The sequence below is a fragment of the Pelomonas dachongensis genome (genome assembly GCF_043555865.1).
Lineage (GTDB): Bacteria > Pseudomonadota > Gammaproteobacteria > Burkholderiales > Burkholderiaceae_C > Pelomonas > Pelomonas dachongensis.
In genome coordinates, this window is record NZ_JBIGHY010000001.1 from 958,017 (window position 1) to 976,969 (window position 18,953).

An 18,953-nucleotide genomic window follows, 5' to 3' on the forward strand; every position below is an offset into this window, starting at 1 on the left:
CGAGGGGCCAACAAAAAAAGCCGCTTGCGCGGCCTCGCCCATCGGCGAACAAAGAGCGGCGCCCCAACAGAACGCGAGCGCCGCCGAACCAGACTTCAGAACTTGTAGCGCGCGCCCAGCATGAAGCGGCGGCCCAGCTGGGTCACGCCACCCAGTTGTTGCTCGGTCCGCATGTGGGTGCGGGTGTACTCGTCCGTCGCGTTGACGACCTCGACCTGGAAGCGCAGGTGCTTGTTGAAGTTGTACCCCGCGCTCAGATCCCACTGGCCGTAAGCCTCCACATACAGCGGCTGCGCGCCTTCCGCGCCACCGAAGTTGGCAACGAGGAACTTGCCGCGCCAGTTGTAGGCCGCACGGACATTGAAGGTCTCGTTCTCGTAGAAGCCCACCAAGTTGCCCGAGTCGCCCATGCCTACCAGCACGTCCGTCTGGCCGCCCTTCTTGGCGAGGTCGTAGTCCAGGTCGGAGCGCACCTTGGTGAAGTTGGCCGACACGCCGAAGCCGTTGCTGAACGTGTGCTGCGCGTTCAGCTCGATGCCGTTGATGGTCGCGCGGCGCGTGTTGTTGACGTAGTTGGCGCGCTTGAAAACCAGCAGCGGATCGGTGGCCTGCGCGGTGATGGTGCCGGCGGACGGGCTGAGGTCGGGCCGTGCGGCAACGCCAGGGGCATTGGCCCGGTTGGCGAAGATCCAGCGGCGGATGCAGTCCGTGTTGTTCGCGCAGCTACCTGCCGTGTTGGCTTCGTTGTACAGCGCGCCGCCGATGGGGGTGCGCAGGTCGAACAGCGAGATGTTCTCGACGACGCCCTCGTTGTAGTCCTTCAGGTTCTTGCGGAAGTAGCTGGCGGCGACGTAGCTGCTCTTGGCGTAGTAGTGCTCCGCCGAGAAGTCCAGATTTCGTGAATGCAGCGGCCGCAGGTTGGGGTTGCCGACGGAGGCTTCGCCGCCGTCCACGCGCGCCAGCTGGTTGATGCGCTGACCGCCCTGGATGGCGTTCCAGCCAGGGCGGCCGATAGAGTGGCCGTAACTGAGGCGCAGCTTGGTGTCGCTGGTCACATCGGCGCTCAGGTCGATGGAGGGCAGCACGTAGTCGTACTTTCCGTCCTTGGACGCGGAGCGGGTGCCAGAGAAGCTGATCGGTACTTCGTTGTCCGCCACCCAGGCGACCGAGACGGGGATCTTCTCGATGGACGGCGAGTTCACCTTGGTGCGCTCGTAGCGCACGCCGACGGCGGCGTCCATCGGCACGCCCCATTCCCAGGCCAGGTTGTACTGGCCGAACACGGCTTCCGACTTCTCTTTCGTGCGGAAGTCGTCGTTGAAGTCCCACGAGGCCTTCAGCAGCGCGTCGGAGCCCAGTTGCTTGATGGCCGCGGTGCGCAGGTCCTCGAAGTTGAAGTTGAACATCTGGTTGAACATCCGCGAGTCCCCCGAGCCCGGAATGCGGCCGAAGTACTGGCTGATGGAGTCCAGCTTGAAGATGTCGTCCGGCATCGCGGCGGGACCGCCGGCGATGTTGGAGCCCCAAGTGTCGCGTTGCACGTTGGAGAAGGCCGAGCGGTTGTTCACCTCGGTCAGCGTCAGCCCGAAATCCAGGCTGCTGTCGTCGTTGATCTTCCAGTTGCCGCGGGCCTGGGCCTGCGTGACCTGGTTGCGGTGGTAGCTGTTGCCGAACACCGAGCCTTGCAGTTCCATGCTGGCCGGGTTCAGCGTGCCGGTGCCGGCGATGTTCATCACCGGGAACTTGTTGCTGAAGTCGACGTAGGTGTTGCCGCGCACGAAGGCGGCGGTGCCCAGCGTGACGGCCGTGCCGAGGTCGTCCGCCGCGCCCGAGGTGGCGGTGGAACGATGGGCGTCGAAATCGAAGCTCAGCGCGTTGCTGGCCTTCCACTTCAGGTTCAGACCGACAGAGCGGTTCTTGTTCTTGGTGTTGATGCGCGAGGCACCCATCGCCAGGTCGGCGTTGTTGAACGGCTCGCCATAGATCAGCGGCGACGACGGCGAGCCCTGGCTGAATTCGCCGAACTGGCCGCCGTAGTTGAACCAGGCCGAGATGTCGTTGCGGCGCTGCGTGAACTTCTGCTCCGACATGACGAAGTCCAGCGTTGCGGTCAGGTCCTTCACGGGCCGGGCCTGCAGCACCAACTGGCCGTTCAGGCGCTCGCGATGGATGCCGGTGAACGAGTAGTTGATGTTCTGCGGAACGCTGTACAGGTCGGTCGGACCCGGGCGGTTCTTGATGGTGGTCGACGGGCCGGCGGGCAGCGCGCCCCAGCCGCCTTCGTCGCCGACAAAGCTCTTCCAGCCGTCCGGCACGCGGGCCTGGGTGTAGCCGGAGTCGCGCTCCTGGTACGTGCCGATCAGCGCCACGCCGAACATGCCATCGGCGGTCTGCGTGCTATAGATGCCGTTCAGCTCTGGCGTGGCGGTCTTGCCCTTCTGCTCGCCCGGCAGGCGGCGAGCGGAGTCGTCGCTGACCATCTTCACGCCGATCTGGGCAATGGTCTCGCGCGTGTCGAACGGGCGGGGCGTGCGCACGTTGATGGTCGCGCCCATGCCGCCGGTGGGGCTGGCGGCGCGGCTGGTCTTGTAAACCTCCAGTGCAGCAACGCCGTCGGAGGCGAGGTTGGAGAAGTCGAACGAGCGCGAGGCCGGTGCGCTGCTGTCGATGCTGGCGCCGGGCATCTGGCGGCCGTTCAGCAGCACCAGGTTGAAGTCGGGGCCCATGCCGCGCACGGTGATCTTGGTGCCTTCGCCGTTGTTGCGTTCGATGGACACGCCGCTGATGCGGCTCAGCGATTCAGCGAGGTTGGTGTCGGGGAACTTGCCGATGTCCTCGGCCACGATGCCGTCAACCAGTCCGGAGGCCTGGCGCTTCAGGTTGACGGACGTTTCCAGCGAACGGCGGATGCCGGTGACGACCACCGTTTCCAGCTGCGTGGTGCTGGCCATCGCTTGCGGCGCGACCGTGCCGACGGTCGGCGCGTTCTGGGCGGGGGCGGCGCCGGCGAACAGCAGGCCGCTGGCAGCGGCCAGGCCCGTGAGGCGCAGGGCGGGGCGACGTTGTTTCATTCACTGTCTCCTGAGTTGTGATCTTGTCGTGATGTCCTCAATGGGACTGAAAGCGCTTTCAACAATACTTGAATGGCAGCGCTTTCAAACTAGGCAACACCCTTGGTCCGAGGTCTGCAGGCAACAGTCAGGGACCGGCAGCTCGCGCGATACAGCAGTGACGCACAGCGGCTTCCACATGGGGCGAAACCTCGTTCCAGTCATCTGCCGAGCGACGCGCAGCCAGGCGAAAAGCGAGCTCTTATGAAAGCGCTTTCAGTAAATCATGGCAACGAACGCGTCTGGCGACCACATGGTTTTCCCCAGCCGCACGACAGCGGTGATCGGGGGCGTCGCTCCCGCGTCGGAGCCGCGATGCGTGCGCGCTCAGCGCAGCAGGCGCCGCGTGCTCTCGCGCACGATGAGCTCGGGGCCGGGCGGCTGGGCGCTGGGCTTGTCGCCACGCAGCATTGCCAGCATGGCCGTCGCGGCCTCGCTGCCGATCTCGTACACCGACTGCCGCACGGTGGTCAGCGGGGGCATGGTGTAGCGCGCCATGACGACATCGTCGAAGCCGACCAGGGAGACGTCGTCCGGTACGCGCAGGTTGCGGCGGTGCAGGCCCAGGCAGGCGCCCATCGCCATCTCGTCGTTGGAGATGAACAGCGCCGTGAACGACGCGTTGCGCTCCAGCAGCCGGCTGACGGCCAGCATGCCACCGGCCGCCGTGAAGTCGCTCTGCACGATGAGGTCGGGGTCCACCGGTAGGCCGGCCGCAGCCATCGCGTCCAGAAAGCCGTTCTGGCGCTCGACGGCGTCGTCGTGCATCAGGTCGCCGGCGATGAACGCTATGCGCCGGTGGCCCTGCTCGATCAGGTGCTGCGTGGCCAGACGGGCGCCCAGCCGGTTGTCGAAGCCGAAGCTGTAGAGCTGTGGCCCGGTGACCTGGCGGCCCACGACGACCGTGGGCAGGCCGCCCGCCAGTCTGACCAGCTGCTCGTCCGGCAGGCGGCCGGCCAGCACGATGATGCCGTCTACGCGGCGCGACAGCAGCGCCTCGATGGCCTTGCGCTCGTCGTCCTCATGCCAGTTTCCCGACACGAACAGCGGCACGTAGCCGGCCCGCTCCAGCTCGCGCTCGATGCCCAGCAGCGCCTCGCCGTAGAACGGGCTGGAGATGATCTGCGTGACGACGCCGATGGACATCGTGCGCCCCCCGGCCAGGCCGCGCGCCACCGGGTTGGGGCGGAAGCCCAGCGTCTGGATGGCGGTCTGCACCGCCTCCTTCTTGGCCTCGCTGACCGCAGCCGTGCCGTTCAGGATGCGCGACACGGTGCTGGGCGACACGCCGGCCAGCTCCGCCACCTGTTCCAGCGTGACGACGCCGTCAGGGCGGCTTGAATGCGCTTTCTTGGCGGGGGGCGTCTTGTCTTTCATCGGCGGTCCGGCGGGGGTGGCCGAGTGTAGGCGCGCTCCGGCACGGCTCTTCGCGCGGGCTGCGCGCACGGCCGCTCCCCATACGCCCTGCGGGTAGTGGGCGCGTGGCGCCATGCCACGCGCATCGTCGAGCGCCGGGAGCCAAAGCGCTCAGAGCTTGGTGAACTTGATCCAGTTGATGTTCCAGCCGCCCTGGGCGGCGAAAACACCGACGTTGTAGGTGCCGGCTGTGAGGTTCACCGTGTGCGACACCGTGGCCCAGTTCTGCCAGCCGCCGGTGTTGGGCACACCGACCTGGCCCAGCGGGACGCTGCCGGCGTTCAGGTCCAGCGACAGCGTGCCTCCGCCCGGGCTGGCCACGCGGTACTCGACGCGGTAGCTGCCGCTGGTGGGGAAGCTGATGCCGTTGTAGGCCATCCAGTCGCCGGTCTCGATCCAGCCGACGTTCTGGCCGCCCTCGGTGCTGGCCTCAGTCTGCACGCCAGCCTGGGCGCTGAAGGCCTCGGCCTCGACCTGACGCGACCAGCCTGCGCCAGCTCGGGAGACGACGAGCGATGTGGCGCGGTCGTTGAAGCCCTGGTCCACCAAACAGCCGCTGTCGGCCGTGCGCGTCACGCTGGCGCCGCCGAAGTTGTCGCTGTCGAACAGCTGCACCTGCCAGCCTGCGCTCACGCGCAGCGACGACAGGTCGTTGTCGCCGACGCCCCGGGCCTGCAGCTGGGCGCGCGTGTAGCTGCCCTCGGGCAGGGACGCCGCATAGCCGCCGTAGTTGCAGTGCTGGTAGGCCGTGGCGACGCCGCCGGCCGCGGGGGCATACACCCGCACATAGTCCACGTGCATCTTGGCCGGCAGCGCGGCGGTGTTGACGTTGAAGCCCGGCCAGTTGCCACCGATGGCAAAGTTCAGCAGCAGGAAGAAGTCGTTGTGGAACTCGCTGGTGCCGTTGACGCCGTTGGCGATGCTGGCCTCGTGGTACTTGACGCCGTCCACGTACCAGCGGATGGCGCTGGCGTCCCACTCCACGGCGTAGACGTGCCAGTCGGTCACGCTGGTGGCCACGTTGCCGCTGTACTGCGCGTACTGGCCGGTGTGGTCCTGCCAGTGGATGGTGCCGTAGACCTTCTGCTCGTCGTTGATCTTCTCCATCACGTCGATCTCGCCGGAGGCCGGCCAGCCCACCTGCGGCAGGTTGGCGCCGAGCATCCAGAAGGCCGGCCACGCGCCGAGGAAGCTGGGGAGCTTCATGCGGGCCTCGATGCGGCCGTACTTGAAGGTCTTGACGCCTTGCGTCTTCATGCGGGCGGAGGTGTAGGCCATGCCGCCGAAGTTCTCGCGCCGCGCCGTGATGACCAGCGCGTTGTTCTCGATGCTGGCGTTCTCGCGCCGGTAGTACTGCAGCTCGTTGTTGCCCCAGCCATTGGCGCCGGTGCCAGTCTCGAAGACCCACTCGGGGCCGATGCTGCCGTTGAACTCGTCGCTCCAGACGAGTTGCCACTGCGCATGGGCCAGACCGGCTGCCGTGGCCAGCAATGCCGCCAGCGCGGGGCGAAAGAGGGATCTGAACAGTTTCATTGGTGTCTCCAACAGGGTGATGCCCGCCGCCTGTATCGGCGACTTGAAAGCGCTTTCAGTTTTGCGTGCTTGAAAGCCCCGAGCAACGGGTGGCTGTGGCCGAAGTGAGGGACGGGCGGACCCGCACCCCTGCGAGCGATCGACCAGATGCGCGAGCCATGCCGCCGGCAGGGGAGCGTCGCCAACCCGGCCGATGGCTGGGCTGGCGGCGGTGATGAACGCTCGAAGGGCGGCCGGTGCGGGGCAACCGGCGACCTTCAGCGCACGCTGCGAGTCAGCAGTCGCTCACTTCCAGGGCGCGTTCTGCAGCGCCGGGTCGTCCACCAGACCCAGGCTGCCCGCAGCCTTGCGGCCGATGGTGCCCGGCGAGGCCAGCGTCGCGCTGCCGCAGGCGCCGTTGGCGGTCTTCAGCGCCTGCCACAGCATCGCGCCGTCACGTGGGTTGCGGTTCGCCAGCGTGCTGGTGGTGACGGCGTTCAGGTAGCGCTCGACCGAGTAGGGCTGGTTGATGGTCTGGCCGTAGCTGTTCTTCAGGATGACCGAGCCCGTGCACTGCGCATCGGCGTTGTTCACCACCAGCTGGCCACCCGCCCAGCCCTCCGGCGCAGTCTCGAAACCGATGGACACGATGGTGCTGCTCGGGAACAGCTGGCGGTACTGCTTCCAGGCCGTCACGCCGTCGTAGTTCTCGTAGCGCGCGTCGTAGCTCATGATGTTGACGAGGTTGAACGCGGTCTTCAGCGCGGGGTAGGCGTTGACCAGCTGGCGCTCCAGGCCGGCCTTGCCACCCCAGTAGCTGACGCCGACGCCCGTGCACTGCGGATCGTTCTGCGTGGCGCCGGTGCAGTCCGCGCCGGTGGACCAGCCGGCCACGCTGAGGATGCGGCCTCCGCCGGCCAGGTCCACGGCCTTGCGCATCGCCTTCACGGCACCCGCGTAGCCGTCCAGCCCTTCGATTTCGTAGTCCACGTCCAGGCCGTCGAAGCCGACGTCCTTCATCAGGGTGGCCAGCGCCGTGATGGTCGGCCCGCTGCCGGCATGGCCCTCGGCTGACAGCTGGCTCCAGCTGTTGTAGGTGGCGCCGCCCACGGCCAGGATGACCTTGATGTTCCGGGCGTGCAGCACGTCGATGGCGGCCTTGATGTCTGACGGCCGGCCGTTGAAGTTGATGCCCGTGCCGGACCAGTTGTTGGCCGCCATGCCGCCCCAGGTGAAGTTGGGCTGCGCGAACGCGACGACCACATGCGTGTAGTTGGCCGGAATGCGCGCGAAGTTGCTGACCTGGAAGACCTGGTTCAGCGTCTTGCCGCTGGCATCGAACCAGTTGTCGCTCCAGGTCGGGTAATAGACCGTGTAGGCGCGGCCGTTCTGCGTGGCGGAGCGCGCGGCCGGGTCGGTCAGGTCGGGCGACGGCGCCGGACCCGGCGAGGGTGCCGGGCCAGGCGAGGGCGCTGGGCCGGGGGAGGGAGCCGGGCCCGTGTTGCAGGCGCCCTGCGACGTCCACGGCTGGCCGCTGCCGACTGGGCCGCTGTTGCTGGCGGGGTCGTTGCCCTGCGTCCACCAGTTGGCCTTGTAGTTGGTGCTGCCCTTGCTGGCGATGGCGCCGCCGCCGTAGGCGGTGGCGGCGACCCAGGTCGGCGCACAGCTGCCGCTGGGCGCGGGGGCAGGTGTCGGCGCCGGCGTGGGAGATGGCGTCGGTGAGGGTGTCGGAGCAGGCGTCGGCGCGGGCGATGGTGACGGGCCCGACGAGGTGCCGATGTCGGTCCACAGCGACGCGTTGGTTGGGTTCCAGCCCGTGGACGCGTAGTCGGTCTGGTTGACCGTCGCGCGGTAGAGGCGGCCCTGGTAGGTCACGACGGTGCCCGCCGTGTAGTAGGTGTCCGGCGTCCAGGCGGGATAGGTCTGGGCGTGCGCGCCGAGTGCGAAGGCGGCGGCCGTGATGACCGCCAAGCGGCGCAGCTGGTGCGCCGTAATGCCGTGTGAGGCTTGCTTCATGGGAGAAGTCCTGTGTTTTGAGTGCTCGTGGTGGGCGCCGGCCGCCCGGGTGTGCTGCGGCCACGCCGGCGATGGGCCTGCCGCTCCGTGCAGGCTCTGGAGCTGGCTTCAACTGGTATTCATCCAGTTTGCGACTTCTGCCACCTCCTAAATACCACTTTGCAAACCGGCGACGGTGGCGTCACGGGTGGAAACCCAGGGTTCGGGTCACAAAACGTTGCGGCCCTCGGCCATCCTTCGTGTCCGGTGGGCCTAGGGTTTGTGCGGCTTGGGGTCGGGGGTGGCGTTGGCACACAATCTTGAAAGCGCTTTCAAACCATGTCAGTTCCCAACGATCTCTCTCGCCGACACCTGCTAGCAGCTGCTATGGGCGGTGCGTCAGCATCCTGGTTGGGCGTCAGCCCGGCCCAGGCCGGCGCCGTCGGCCAGCCGCTCACGGTGGCGGCCTTCCCGCTGGTGGACGTCATCGCCAAAGATCTGCTGAAGGACTGGCAGCGCAGTCACCCCGGCGTGCGCACCCAGGTCATCAGCCGCCAATACGACGACCACCACACCGCCATGACGACGGCGCTGTCCACCTCGGGTCACCTGCCCGACGTCATCGCGCTGGAAACCAGCTATCTGGGCCGCTTCTCGCTGGGCGCGGGGCTGGAAGACCTGTCCGCGCCGGCGTTTGGCGCCGAGCGCTTCAAGGATCGCTTCGTGCCGTTCGCCATCGAGACCGCGCGCAACCGCCAGGGCGTCATCGTGGCCATGCCCAGCGACATCGGTCCCGGCTCGCTGTTCTACCGCTCCGACCTGCTGGCCCAGGCGGGCCTGAAGGAAGACGACCTGACGCGCTCCTGGGACAGCTATGTCGATGCCGGTCGGCAGCTCAAGGCCAGGACCGGCGCCTACCTGATCGGCGACGTGCGGCTGCTGAAGGACATCATCGTGCGCGCCGGCACGCCGCCGGGCGAGGGGCAGTTCTTCGACCAGCAGCAGCGCCCGCAGATCACGTCGCCGCGCTTCGTGCGCGCGTTCGAGCTGGCACGCCAGGTGCGCCAGCGGGGCCTGGACGCGCGCGTGGAGGTCTGGCAGAACGACTGGGCCGAGATGCTCAAGCGCGGCCGCCTGGCCACCGAAATGTCGGGTGCTTGGATGGCCGGCCAGATGGCCAACTGGGTGGCGCCCGGTACGGCCGGCAAGTGGCGCGTGGCGCAGTTGCCGGAGAACAGCTACTGCTCCTACGGCGGCACCTACTACGCCATCCCGCGCCGCTCGGCGCCCGAACGCAAGCAGCTGGCCTGGCAGCTCATCCAGGAACTGACGCTCAGCCCGCAGCGCCAGTTCGAGGCCTTCAAGTCGCAGGACGCGTTTCCGGCGCTGCTGGCCGCGCAGCAGGGCGACTTCTTCGACCAGCCGCTGCCCTTCCTCGGCGGTCAGAAGGCCCGTCAGCTGTGGCGCGACGCGGCCCGGCGAATCCCCGTCGTCAAGATGCACAAGCAGCAGAAGTTCGCCGACGAAGTCATCAACGCGGAGCTGGACAACGTGCTGGAGTACGGCAAGCCCATCCCCAAGGCGCTGGAAGACGCGCAAGCCCTGCTGCTGCACCGCGCCAACCGCTGATCATGAAATACCGCATCCCCGCCCGCTGGGCGCCCTACCTGCTGGTCAGCCCGTTCCTGATCCTGTTCGCGGTGTTCGGGCTGTTCCCGCTGTTGTTTTCCGCGTGGCTGGCGTTCCAGTCGTGGGAGCCCACCAGCGGCATCGAGTCCATGACGTTCGTGGGTGTCGACAACTTCGTCTTCGCGCTGACCGACCGCTGGTTCTGGAAGTCGCTCTACAACACGATGTGGCTGGCCGTCGTGGCGGGCCTGCCGCAGCACTTGGTGGCGTTGCCGCTGGCGGTGTTCCTGCACCAGGCCTTCGGCCGCTGGCGCGGGCTGTTCTCGGGCGCGTACTTCCTGCCCTACATCACGTCCACGGTGGCCATCTCGATGCTGTTCGGCTCGCTGTTCTCCACGGACTACGGCCTCGTCAACCAGGCGCTGCACGCGCTGTTCGGCACCGAGAACATCAACTGGATGCGATCGCCGGACGCCATCAAGCCGGCCGTCGCAATGGTGGTGTTCTGGCGCTACGTGGGCTTCAACCTCGTGCTGTACCTGGCCGCGCTGCAGACCCTTCCCAAGGATCTCTACCAAGCCGCCACGCTGGACGGCGCCGGCCCCTGGCAGCAGTTCTGGCGCATCACGCTGCCAGGCATCAAGCCCATGATCCTGTTCGGCGTGACGCTGTCCATCATCGGCGGGCTGCAGCTGTTCGAGGAGCCCTTCATCCTGACCAACGGCAAGGGCGGTGCCGACCAGGCGGCGATGACGGTGGGCATGTACCTCTACCGCCTGGCCTTCGACTTCAGCGACTTCGGTGGCGCCAGCGCCCTGGCCTGGATCATGTTCGGCGTCATCGCGCTGCTGACCTGGCTGACCAACCAGGCGTTCGCTGACCGGCAGGTGAAGGCATGAACAAGACCTCCAAGCTGCTGGCCTACGCCATCGTGGGCATCGGTGCGTTGATCATGCTGGCGCCGTTCTATTTCATGTTCGTGTTCGCGACGCAGTCGCGCACGGACATCTTCAACGTGCCGCCGCCGCTGTTCTTCAGCACGGAGCTGCTGAACAACCTGCAGATCCTGACGACGCGGCTGCCGTTCTGGAAGAACGTCGGCTGGAGCCTGTACGTGGGCCTGATGTCCACGGGTCTCACGCTGCTGTTCTGCTCCATGGCCGGCTATGCGTTCGCGATGCTGGAGTTTCGCTTCAAGAAGACGCTGTTCGCGCTCGTCATGGGGACCATGATGGTGCCGGCGTTCATGAACATGATCCCCAGCTTCATGGTGATGGACGCGCTGGGCTGGATCGACACGCACCGCGCGCTGTACCTGCCCGGCGCGGCCAGCGCGTTCGGCATCTTCCTGATGCGCCAGTTCGCGGCCAGCACGGTGCCCAAGGAGCTGCTGAGCGCCGCGCGCATCGACGGCGCCAGCGAGCTGGGCATCTACTGGCGCATCGCGCTGCCGCTGATGAAGCCGGCGCTGGGCACGCTGGGCCTCATCACCTTCATCAGTTCATGGAACAACTTCATGAACCCGCTGATCGTCATGCGCACGGCCGAGAACTACACGCTGCCCCTGGCGCTGCGCAGCCTGTTCAGCACCACGTCCACCGAGTGGGGGGCACTGATGGCCGGCTCAGCCATCGCCACGCTGCCGCTCATCGTCCTGTTCGTCATCTCCTCGCGCCAGCTGATCGCGGGCCTCACCGCCGGCGCGGTCAAGTAAAGCAACAACAGCCCTGCTCATGTCACAAGTTCCCCTGCACCGCCCGCTGCATCAGCACTTTGCGCCCGACTTCGTCTGGGGTGTGGCCACCAGTAGCTTCCAGATCGAGGGCGCTGCCTTCGAGGACGGCAAGGGCGAGTCCATCTGGGACCGGTTCTGCCAGCAGCCCGGTGCCATCGCCGACGCCAGCAACGGCCACGTCGCCTGCGACCATTACCACCGGCTCGACGAAGACCTGGACCTGATCGCGTCGCTGGGCGTCAACGCCTACCGCTTCTCCATCGCCTGGCCGCGCGTGCAGCCCGCTGGCCATGGCGAGTTCAACCCCCAGGGCCTGGACTTCTACGAGCGCCTGGTCGATGGCTTGAAGCGCCGGGGCATCCAGGCCTGGGCCACGTTGAACCACTGGGACCTGCCGCAAGGGCTGCAGGACCGTGGCGGCTGGAACGACCGCGACACGGTGCACCGCTTCGTCGACTACGCGCGCCACGTGCAGGCGCGCCTCGGTGACCGCATCGACGGCCTGACCACGCACAACGAGCCCTGGGTCGTCGCCACGCTGGGCCATGAACAGGGCGTCTTCGCGCCCGGCATCAAGAACCGAAAGATCGCCACGCAGGTGGCGCACCACCTGCTGCTGAGCCACGGCCTGGCCCTGCAGGCGCTGCGGGCCGACGGCGCGCAACGTTCGAACAAGTGCCAGCTGGGCATCGTGCTCAACCTCAGCTCCTGGGTACCGGCCACCGCCATGCCGGCCGACATCGCTGCCGCTCGCCTGGCCGACGCGCATGGCCGCCGCTGGTACACCGACCCGCTGTTCAAGGGCAGCTATCCCGACGATGCGCTGGCCGACCTGGGCGCCGACGCGCCGGTCGTGCAGGCCGGCGACATGCAGGCCATCGCGCAGCCCATGGACTACCTGGGCGTCAATTACTACACCCGCGCCGTCATGTCGGCCAGCGGCGAGGCCTGGGATGCGAAGGCGCGCGGCCTTCCCGTGTCGGACATGGACTGGGAGATCTACCCCCAGGGCCTGACCGACCTGTTGGTGGGCCTGAAGCACGACTACGCCGACCTGCCGCCGGTCTACATCACCGAGAACGGCGGCGCCTTCAAGGACGACCAGCTGCAGGCCGGCCGCGTGCAGGATGATGACCGCATCGCCTACCTGCGCGAGCACATCGCCGCCGTGGCCAGTGCCATGCAACTGGGCGTGCCGATGGCCGGCTACATGGTGTGGAGCCTGCTGGACAACTTCGAGTGGGCCAGCGGCTACCTGAAGCGCTTCGGTATCGTGCATGTGGATTACGACACGCAGGTCCGCACCCCCAAGGCCAGCGCCGACTGGTACCGCCAGTTCCTGCGCGACTGGCGAGGCTGATCCCATAGCGACAACCGGAGACGACGACATGAAAGACATCACCCCCGCACCCAGTCCCTGGCGAGGCCTGCTGCCCGTCATCGCCGCCGCACTGACCGCCTGCGGCGGGGGCGGCGCTGCCGTCGCCGCACCCACTTCCGCCCCCGCGTCGGCAACGGCTGCCGGCAAGTGGACGCTGGTCTGGAGCGACGAGTTCAACGACGCGGCCGGCACCGTGCCCAAGGCCGCGACCTGGAACTACGACCTTGGCAACGCCGAGAACAACGGCTGGGGCAACCGCGAGTTCCAGTACTACACGAAGGATGCGCGCAACGCGCAGACCGACGGCAATGGCTTGCTGGTCATCAGCGCCGAGAAGGCCACCAACCCCGGCCCGTGCTGGAACGGCAAGCCGTGCGAGTACACGTCGGCACGCATCCACACCAACAACAAGGTCAGCTTCACCTACGGCAAGGTCGAGGCGCGCATGAAGCTGCCCACCGGCAAGGGCGTCTGGCCGGCCTTCTGGACGCTGGGCACCGACATCGCCACCAACCCGTGGCCGGCGTCGGGTGAGATCGACATCATGGAGTTCGTGCCGCAGACGCCGAACTCGACCTACGGCACGCTGCACGGCCCCGGCTATTCGGGCGCGAAGGGCATCGGCAAGCCGGTCGACCTCGGCGCGCCGGTGGTCAACGACTTCCACACCTACACCATCATCAAACGGCCCAACGAGATCGTTTGGTACGTCGATGGCAAGGAGTACCACCGCCTGACGCCGGCCCAGCTGCCGGCGGGCGGCACCTGGGTGTTCGAGAAGCCCTTCTTCGTCATCCTGAACCTGGCCATCGGCGGGGACTGGCCCGGTGCGCCGGATGCGACCACCCCGCTGCCCGCCAAGATGCTCGTGGACTGGGTGCGGATCTACAAGGAAAACTGAGCCCTCGTTCGGGATTCGGGCCGAGCACCGGGCCGCTCCCCGGCCGGCCCGCTTGGGCGATGCTTGCGGCTCGATGCCGCAAGCATCGCCGGCCCCTTGGGGGCGCAGATCAGGCCCGCCGCGTTAAGCGCGGCAGACCTGGGCGAGGGGCACGTCGTCAGACGCCGTCCAGCTTCACCGTCACGCCGTTGGCCCTATATGTCGTCGTGACCTTGCTGTAGCCGCTCACCGTCACCGTTACGAAGCGACCACCGCGCTGGCCGCTGGTGGATAGCACCGTCAGCGTGTCGCCCACGGCGGGCTTGAAGCCGGGCGCGAACGCGATGTTCAGCGCGCCGTTCACGATGACCGCGTTACCGCTGACCTTCAGGCTGCCGTTCGTCGCGCTGCCCATCACCAGCTGCAGCGCGCCGCCGTTGAGCGTGAACGCACCGCCGATGTTCAGCGTGCCGGGCGCGGCACTCTCCAGCGTGCCACCCTTCACGTAGACGTCGCCGTTGCCGAAAGCGCTCGCCGAGTCGGCCGCCAGCGTGCCTGCCGACACCAGCGTGCCGCCGCTGTACGTGTTGGCGCCGGCGAGCCGCAGCATGCCCGTGCCGAGCTTGTTGAGCCGGCCCTTGCCGGCGATGTCGTTGCGCCAGCTGTCGCGCGCCGCGAAGCCGCCCAGGGCCGCGTCCATCGTCACGGCCACGTCGCCGTTGAATGCGCCGTAGCCGTCAGCCGCGGCGAACAGGTTCAGGCGGCCCCAGCCTTCGCCGTCGTTGCCCAGCGGATAGCCGGAGTCCAACGCGGTGGTCTTCAGCACCACGCGGCGCTGCTCGGCGCTGAGGTAGGGCAGGCGCGTTTCCAGAAGCACCTCCGCACCCTTGGGCACGGTGGCCGCCACGCCGGCGGCCCCGGTGCGCGGCAGGCCGTAGCTCAGGCGCTGCGTGTAGGCCGTCTTGTTGGCCGCGCGGTCGGCGAAACGGTCGAAGTCCGCGTTGGCCGCGTCCGTCGTCTTCACGGTGTGGGCGTAGGTGTTCAGCGCGTTGAAGTCGCTGACGCCGGCCTGCTTCGTCAGCCACGCCTGCGCCTGCTGGTAGGCCGAGTTCTTCACGGCCGGCGTGTAATAGGCGGCGCTGTTCAGGCTGTAGGCGACTACGGCGGTGGCCTGCACGCGGCCGCCCATCACGTCTAGCGGCGAGTGCATGCCCGCCAAGATGCGGTTCTCGCCCATCTCCATCGCGCGGGTGATGAGTTCCTGGTAGCGCTGCGGCACCAAGTAGGCCATGGCCAGCGTGTTGCGCCAGGCCTCGGCTGTGTGGCCGCTCGGGAAGCCGCCGTCGGTCGTGGGTGTGCCGCTCTTGGCCGACTCCAGCGCCGGCACCACCTTCACGTCCGTGCTCCAGCGGTAGGGCCGGGCGTACTTGTAGAAGCGCTTGGCCGGCTCGGTGGAGCCGTCGGCGATGTTGGCGACGAAGTCCACCGCCAGGCCCAGGTTCGCGTTGGCGGCGCTGCCCACGCCGAGGTTGTTGCCGCCCTCGTTGACCGCTGTGGGCAGCAGCTGGTTGGCATCGATGCTGGCGATGGTGCTCGCCTGCTGAGCGCCGGCGCGCCAGGCGCTGGTCAGCGGGCCCATGCCGTCAGCCACGCTGTAGCCCTTGCCGCGGCGGTCGTCCAGGTAGGCGGCCAGCGCCTGCGCGGCGGTGCGCGACTGCGTCACCGTCTTCACGTAACCGATGTTGCCCGCATGCACGGCGGCGTTCTTGACCTGGCCGTCCGTCGCGTCACCGGGGATGCCGCTCCAAGTCGATGCGGTGACGGCGGCGCAGCCATTGGCAGCGGCCAGCGTCACGCCCGCGTCGACCTTCTGCGTGGACGGCGTCCACACATCCAGGAAACCCTGCAGTACCCGCACGCCTGCGTTGGCGTCCAGCGTCACCTGGCAGGGGTTGTTGCGCTGGTTGCTTGCGCCGGTGTCCACGTAGGCCGCGGTGGCCGGCGGCGCGGCGCTGTCCGTCTGCCCCAGGCCGGCGGGCTCGGCGGCGGCGGGAACGATGGGGTCGGTGTCGTCGCCACCACCGCAGCCCGGCAAAGCCAGGGCCGTCAGGACGGCCAGCGTGAGTGAACTGAGCGAAAAATGGAGGGAACTGCGCATGGAAGGAATCCGGGGGACTGCAAAAAAGCCGCGATTCTTCGCAGCGCAGGTGACGCTGGCGTGTCAATGCGTGCCGCCGCGTGGGGACAATGGCCGCCTCTCACCGCCCCGGAGTCTGGCCATGTCGCCATCCACCGCTTCCAGCTTCGTGCCGTTCGATGGCACGCCGCAGGACTGTGAGGCCTGCGCCCGTGGCGAACGGCTGGGCTTCCTGTTCGACTTCGCCTACCAGCCCATCGTGGACCTGGCTCAGCGCCGCCTCTACGGTCACGAGGCCCTGGTGCGCGGCCCGGCCGGCGAGTCGGCCGGCCAGGTGCTGGCCCAGGTCAACGAGGCCAGCCGCTACCGCTTCGACCAGGCCTGCCGCGTCAAGGCCATCAAGGGCGCTGCCGAACTGGGCCTCGCGGAGCGGCTGTCGATCAACTTTCTGCCCAACGCGATCTACCGGCCCGAGATCTGCATTCGCACCACGCTGGAAGCGGCGCGCACGCATGGTTTTCCGGTGGAGCGCATCATCTTCGAGGTGACCGAAGGCGAGCGGGTGGAGGACGGCCCGTGGTTCGCGGCCATCCTGCGCGAGTACCAGCGCATCGGCTTCCTGACCGCCATCGACGACTTCGGGGCCGGCTATGCGGGGCTCAAGCTGCTGTCGGACTTCCAGCCCGACCTGATCAAGCTCGACATGGATCTGATCCGCGGCATCGATGCGGACGCACCGCGCCGCCACATCGTCAACCACCTGGTGCGCCTGTGCGCCGACCTCGGCGTCACCGTCATCGCCGAGGGCGTGGAGACCGTGCTTGAGCGCGATGCGCTGATTGATCTCGGCATCACGCTGATGCAGGGCTATCTGTTCGCCCGGCCACAGTTCCGCGGCGGTGCGGCGGTGGACTGGGCCACCGCGAGCCGCTGACGCGCGCGGAGGGCCATGCGCGCGCACGCCGTTGCTCGCGCACCTGGCCGAGCCGGTGGCTGAGGCAGCCGCGGGCTGATCGAAAAAAGACCCACCCCGGCGGGGTGGGCCAAGAGGAACGCGGCGGGATGGTTCCGCGCACCTAGGAGCGTTGTCGCGGGCTCAGAAGCTGTGGCGGATGCCGGCCACGAACTCGGTCAGGTTGCGGTCGTTCGCGTCGGTCAGGCCCACCGGGATGGTGCCGGCCGCGCGGCTGACGTAGCCCACGCCGTCGTTCTTGAAGCGCGTCACCGAGCTGTACAGCGCGGTGCGCTTGGACAGGTCGTACTGGTAGCCCACGCCGAAGGCCTGGGTCTTGCCGTCCACCAGCGCGCCGTCGTTCTTGCTTTCGACGTACTGGCCCTTGAACTGGTGCTGGCCCAGGCGGTAACTGGCGCCCAGCCAGTAGCCCTGACCGTCGCGATCGCCGATGCCGCGGTCGTCGACCTGCATCACGCCGCCGTTGAAGCGCAAGTTGTTCCAGTCGTAGACCGCTGCGGCCGACACGGTGCGCAGGTGCTGGCCCAGCGCGTCAGCCTTGTCGTCGACGACGGACACCATCGCATCCACACCGTGGCCGGTGTAGCGGCCGTAGATGTCGGCGACACGGTTGTCGGCGGTGCCGCCGGCCACTTCGCCCATGCCCCACAGCGCGCCGGCGCTGAAGCCGCCGTAGCTGGCGCTCTCCAGCTTCACCGAGTTGTTGACGCGCGCCGGACCGCCGTTGCCGGTGGCCGAGCCGTCGCTGCCGCGCACGGGCTCATAGCCGCCGAAGCCGCCGATGACGGCCGTGCTGGCGCCGCTGCCCACGTTGGAGAACTGGCTGAACTCATTCGTCAGCGTGTAGACGCTGCCGTACTGGCGGCCCAGCGAGACCTTGCCGTAGGGCGTGGCGAGGCCAACGAAGGCCTGGCGACCCCAGAACGCGTTCTGGCCGTAGGTGCCATCGTCGACGTTGATGCCGGACTCCAGCGTGAAGAAGGCCTTCAGGCCACCGCCGAGGTCTTCGCTGCCACGCAGGCCGAAGCGCGAACCGGACAGGCCGCCGGACTGAACGCGGGTCTGGCGCGCAGCGCCGTCGAGCACCTGCACGTTGGCATCAAGGATGCCGTACAGCGTCACCTGCGAGCCCGAGGAAGGGGCTGCGGATTGGGCGAACACTGCGGAGCTGGCGGCCAGCGCCAGTGCGGAGAGAGCAAAGGTCTTGTACTTCATGGTCTCGTCTTTCGATGTCTGTCGGGCCGCCGGTGGGGCCCCCGGTGTGCTGGCGTCCTCTGATGGCCTTCGCACAGGACGACACATCAGGGTTCACACGGAGATCAAAAGACGCAGACGATGGAACGGACTGTTCCAGATTTATCTTCAATGGGGCCGTGGCGGCGCGGTAAGTTCCAAGCGTCCCGCCACGCGGGCTCAATCGCTGCGAAAGGCGATGTCCACGTCCGCCGTGCGTGCCTGCGGCAGCGGTGCGAACTGCCATTGCAGGATGGCCTCGGTGGCAGGTCTTGCCAGGCGGCGCGGCACGCCTGCCGCTGCTTCGGCGCCGCTGACGCTGCCGTCGGGGCGGACCGTAAGGCGCACTCGCACATGGCGCGAGCCCGCGCCAAGCGTGGCCTGCACGGCAGGCGGCAGCACCGGGGGCACGAAATGCTGCAGCGTCAGCGGCGCCTCCTCCGGCTCGTCAGGCTCTTCGCCGCCGGCATCGGTTTCCACCGGCGCCGCCGGCATCGTGGCAGGTCCCTCGCTCGGTGCCGCGGTGGGCGGTGCCTGCCAGGCGCTGGGTGCGGTCTGCGGGGCGAGTGGCGTAGGGGTGCTCGCGTCCGCGAGGGTGGGGCGAGGCGCGGCGGGCTCGGCGCCTTGCGTGGCAACGGCGGGCTCTACCGGTGCAGCGGCAGCGGGGCGATTCGCGCGCGCAGCAGGTGTCGCGGGCGCCGTGACCGGTGTGAGCCGGCGGGGCTTGCTGGTGCCCGCCTCAGCCGCCGGCTTGCTACGAATGGTGTGGAACCTGATGACGCTGAACACCCGCTCCGCTTCGCGCTGCGCCCGCTCCTGCGCGGCCGCGAGGTCGGCGGGGCTGATCTGTGCCAGTGCCGTCAGTGGCAGGGTCAGGCACAGGGCGGCCAGCAGGTGCGAGGCGAGGGTAGGGCGTCGGGGCATGGGCTTGGTGTTCGGCCGGGGCGGCGAT

13 protein-coding genes are annotated in these 18,953 nt (G+C 68.0%); 6 read left to right on the top strand and 7 right to left on the bottom strand.

The features are described from left to right. Positions 1–95 precede the first annotated feature (95 nt). The 4 genes from ACG02S_RS04485 to ACG02S_RS04500 all read right to left on the bottom strand — a co-directional run bounded on the left by ACG02S_RS04485 (position 96) and on the right by ACG02S_RS04500 (position 8,054). Positions 96–3,071: a TonB-dependent receptor gene (locus ACG02S_RS04485; protein WP_394469228.1), complete on the bottom strand. Its 2,976-nt coding sequence runs from the start codon at positions 3,069–3,071 to the stop codon at positions 96–98. Between the two features lie 366 nt (positions 3,072–3,437). Beyond that, positions 3,438–4,487, bottom strand: coding sequence for a LacI family DNA-binding transcriptional regulator (locus ACG02S_RS04490; RefSeq protein WP_394469229.1), 1,050 nt, complete (start codon positions 4,485–4,487; stop codon positions 3,438–3,440). 150 nt (positions 4,488–4,637) lie between these two features. Then, entirely contained in the window at positions 4,638–6,059 is a 1,422-nt protein-coding gene (locus ACG02S_RS04495; protein ID WP_394469230.1) for a carbohydrate-binding protein, read from the bottom strand. A 285-nt stretch (positions 6,060–6,344) separates the two neighbouring features. Next, the gene (locus ACG02S_RS04500) at positions 6,345–8,054 is read right to left on the bottom strand and encodes a glycosyl hydrolase family 18 protein (protein ID WP_394469231.1); all 1,710 of its coding nucleotides are present in this window, start codon (positions 8,052–8,054) and stop codon (positions 6,345–6,347) included. A 390-nt stretch (positions 8,055–8,444) separates the two neighbouring features. Between ACG02S_RS04500 and ACG02S_RS04505 the strand changes: the two genes are divergently transcribed. From ACG02S_RS04505 to ACG02S_RS04525, 5 genes are read left to right on the top strand one after another with little or no spacing between them, the layout of a single operon-like run. Further along, entirely contained in the window at positions 8,445–9,662 is a 1,218-nt protein-coding gene (locus ACG02S_RS04505) for an ABC transporter substrate-binding protein (RefSeq protein WP_394469232.1), read from the top strand. 2 nt (positions 9,663–9,664) lie between these two features. Next, positions 9,665–10,561, top strand: a complete 897-nt coding sequence (locus tag ACG02S_RS04510; RefSeq protein ID WP_394469233.1) for a carbohydrate ABC transporter permease — start codon at positions 9,665–9,667, stop codon at positions 10,559–10,561. Continuing rightward, positions 10,558–11,376: a carbohydrate ABC transporter permease gene (locus ACG02S_RS04515; protein ID WP_394469234.1), complete on the top strand. Its 819-nt coding sequence runs from the start codon at positions 10,558–10,560 to the stop codon at positions 11,374–11,376. Before ACG02S_RS04510 ends, ACG02S_RS04515 begins: the two co-directional genes overlap by 4 nt. A 19-nt stretch (positions 11,377–11,395) precedes the next feature. Further along, positions 11,396–12,757: a GH1 family beta-glucosidase gene (locus ACG02S_RS04520; RefSeq protein ID WP_394469235.1), complete on the top strand. Its 1,362-nt coding sequence runs from the start codon at positions 11,396–11,398 to the stop codon at positions 12,755–12,757. A gap of 28 nt (positions 12,758–12,785) precedes the next feature. Further along, a complete protein-coding gene (locus ACG02S_RS04525; protein ID WP_394469236.1) occupies positions 12,786–13,679 on the top strand; it encodes a glycoside hydrolase family 16 protein in 894 nt (297 codons plus the stop codon). 157 nt (positions 13,680–13,836) lie between these two features. Here the strand turns inward: ACG02S_RS04525 and ACG02S_RS04530 are convergent, their stop codons facing one another. Next, the gene (locus tag ACG02S_RS04530) at positions 13,837–15,816 is read right to left on the bottom strand and encodes an acid phosphatase (RefSeq protein ID WP_394469237.1); all 1,980 of its coding nucleotides are present in this window, start codon (positions 15,814–15,816) and stop codon (positions 13,837–13,839) included. 121 nt (positions 15,817–15,937) lie between these two features. Here ACG02S_RS04530 and ACG02S_RS04535 point away from each other — a divergent pair, with 121 nt between their 5' ends. After that, a complete protein-coding gene (locus ACG02S_RS04535; protein ID WP_394469238.1) occupies positions 15,938–16,729 on the top strand; it encodes an EAL domain-containing protein in 792 nt (263 codons plus the stop codon). A 162-nt stretch (positions 16,730–16,891) separates the two neighbouring features. Here the strand turns inward: ACG02S_RS04535 and ACG02S_RS04540 are convergent, their stop codons facing one another. After that, complete coding sequence (locus ACG02S_RS04540; RefSeq protein WP_394469239.1) at positions 16,892–17,983, bottom strand: porin; 1,092 nt, start codon at positions 17,981–17,983, stop codon at positions 16,892–16,894. Between the two features lie 198 nt (positions 17,984–18,181). Then, a complete protein-coding gene (locus tag ACG02S_RS04545; RefSeq protein WP_394469240.1) occupies positions 18,182–18,925 on the bottom strand; it encodes an energy transducer TonB in 744 nt (247 codons plus the stop codon). Positions 18,926–18,953: the final 28 nt, after the last annotated feature.

What these genes read in the sequence shown, in the direction of transcription:
- ACG02S_RS04485 (WP_394469228.1), bottom strand. Translation starts at nt 3,071, where the DNA reads ATGAAACAACGTCGCCCCGCCCTGCGCCTCACGGGCCTGGCCGCTGCC.
- ACG02S_RS04490 (WP_394469229.1), bottom strand. Translation starts at nt 4,487, where the DNA reads ATGAAAGACAAGACGCCCCCCGCCAAGAAAGCGCATTCAAGCCGCCCT.
- ACG02S_RS04495 (WP_394469230.1), bottom strand. Translation starts at nt 6,059, where the DNA reads ATGAAACTGTTCAGATCCCTCTTTCGCCCCGCGCTGGCGGCATTGCTG.
- ACG02S_RS04500 (WP_394469231.1), bottom strand. Translation starts at nt 8,054, where the DNA reads ATGAAGCAAGCCTCACACGGCATTACGGCGCACCAGCTGCGCCGCTTG.
- ACG02S_RS04510 (WP_394469233.1), top strand. Translation starts at nt 9,665, where the DNA reads ATGAAATACCGCATCCCCGCCCGCTGGGCGCCCTACCTGCTGGTCAGC.
- ACG02S_RS04515 (WP_394469234.1), top strand. Translation starts at nt 10,558, where the DNA reads ATGAACAAGACCTCCAAGCTGCTGGCCTACGCCATCGTGGGCATCGGT.
- ACG02S_RS04520 (WP_394469235.1), top strand. Translation starts at nt 11,396, where the DNA reads ATGTCACAAGTTCCCCTGCACCGCCCGCTGCATCAGCACTTTGCGCCC.
- ACG02S_RS04525 (WP_394469236.1), top strand. Translation starts at nt 12,786, where the DNA reads ATGAAAGACATCACCCCCGCACCCAGTCCCTGGCGAGGCCTGCTGCCC.
- ACG02S_RS04530 (WP_394469237.1), bottom strand. Translation starts at nt 15,816, where the DNA reads ATGCGCAGTTCCCTCCATTTTTCGCTCAGTTCACTCACGCTGGCCGTC.
- ACG02S_RS04535 (WP_394469238.1), top strand. Translation starts at nt 15,938, where the DNA reads ATGTCGCCATCCACCGCTTCCAGCTTCGTGCCGTTCGATGGCACGCCG.
- ACG02S_RS04540 (WP_394469239.1), bottom strand. Translation starts at nt 17,983, where the DNA reads ATGAAGTACAAGACCTTTGCTCTCTCCGCACTGGCGCTGGCCGCCAGC.
- ACG02S_RS04545 (WP_394469240.1), bottom strand. Translation starts at nt 18,925, where the DNA reads ATGCCCCGACGCCCTACCCTCGCCTCGCACCTGCTGGCCGCCCTGTGC.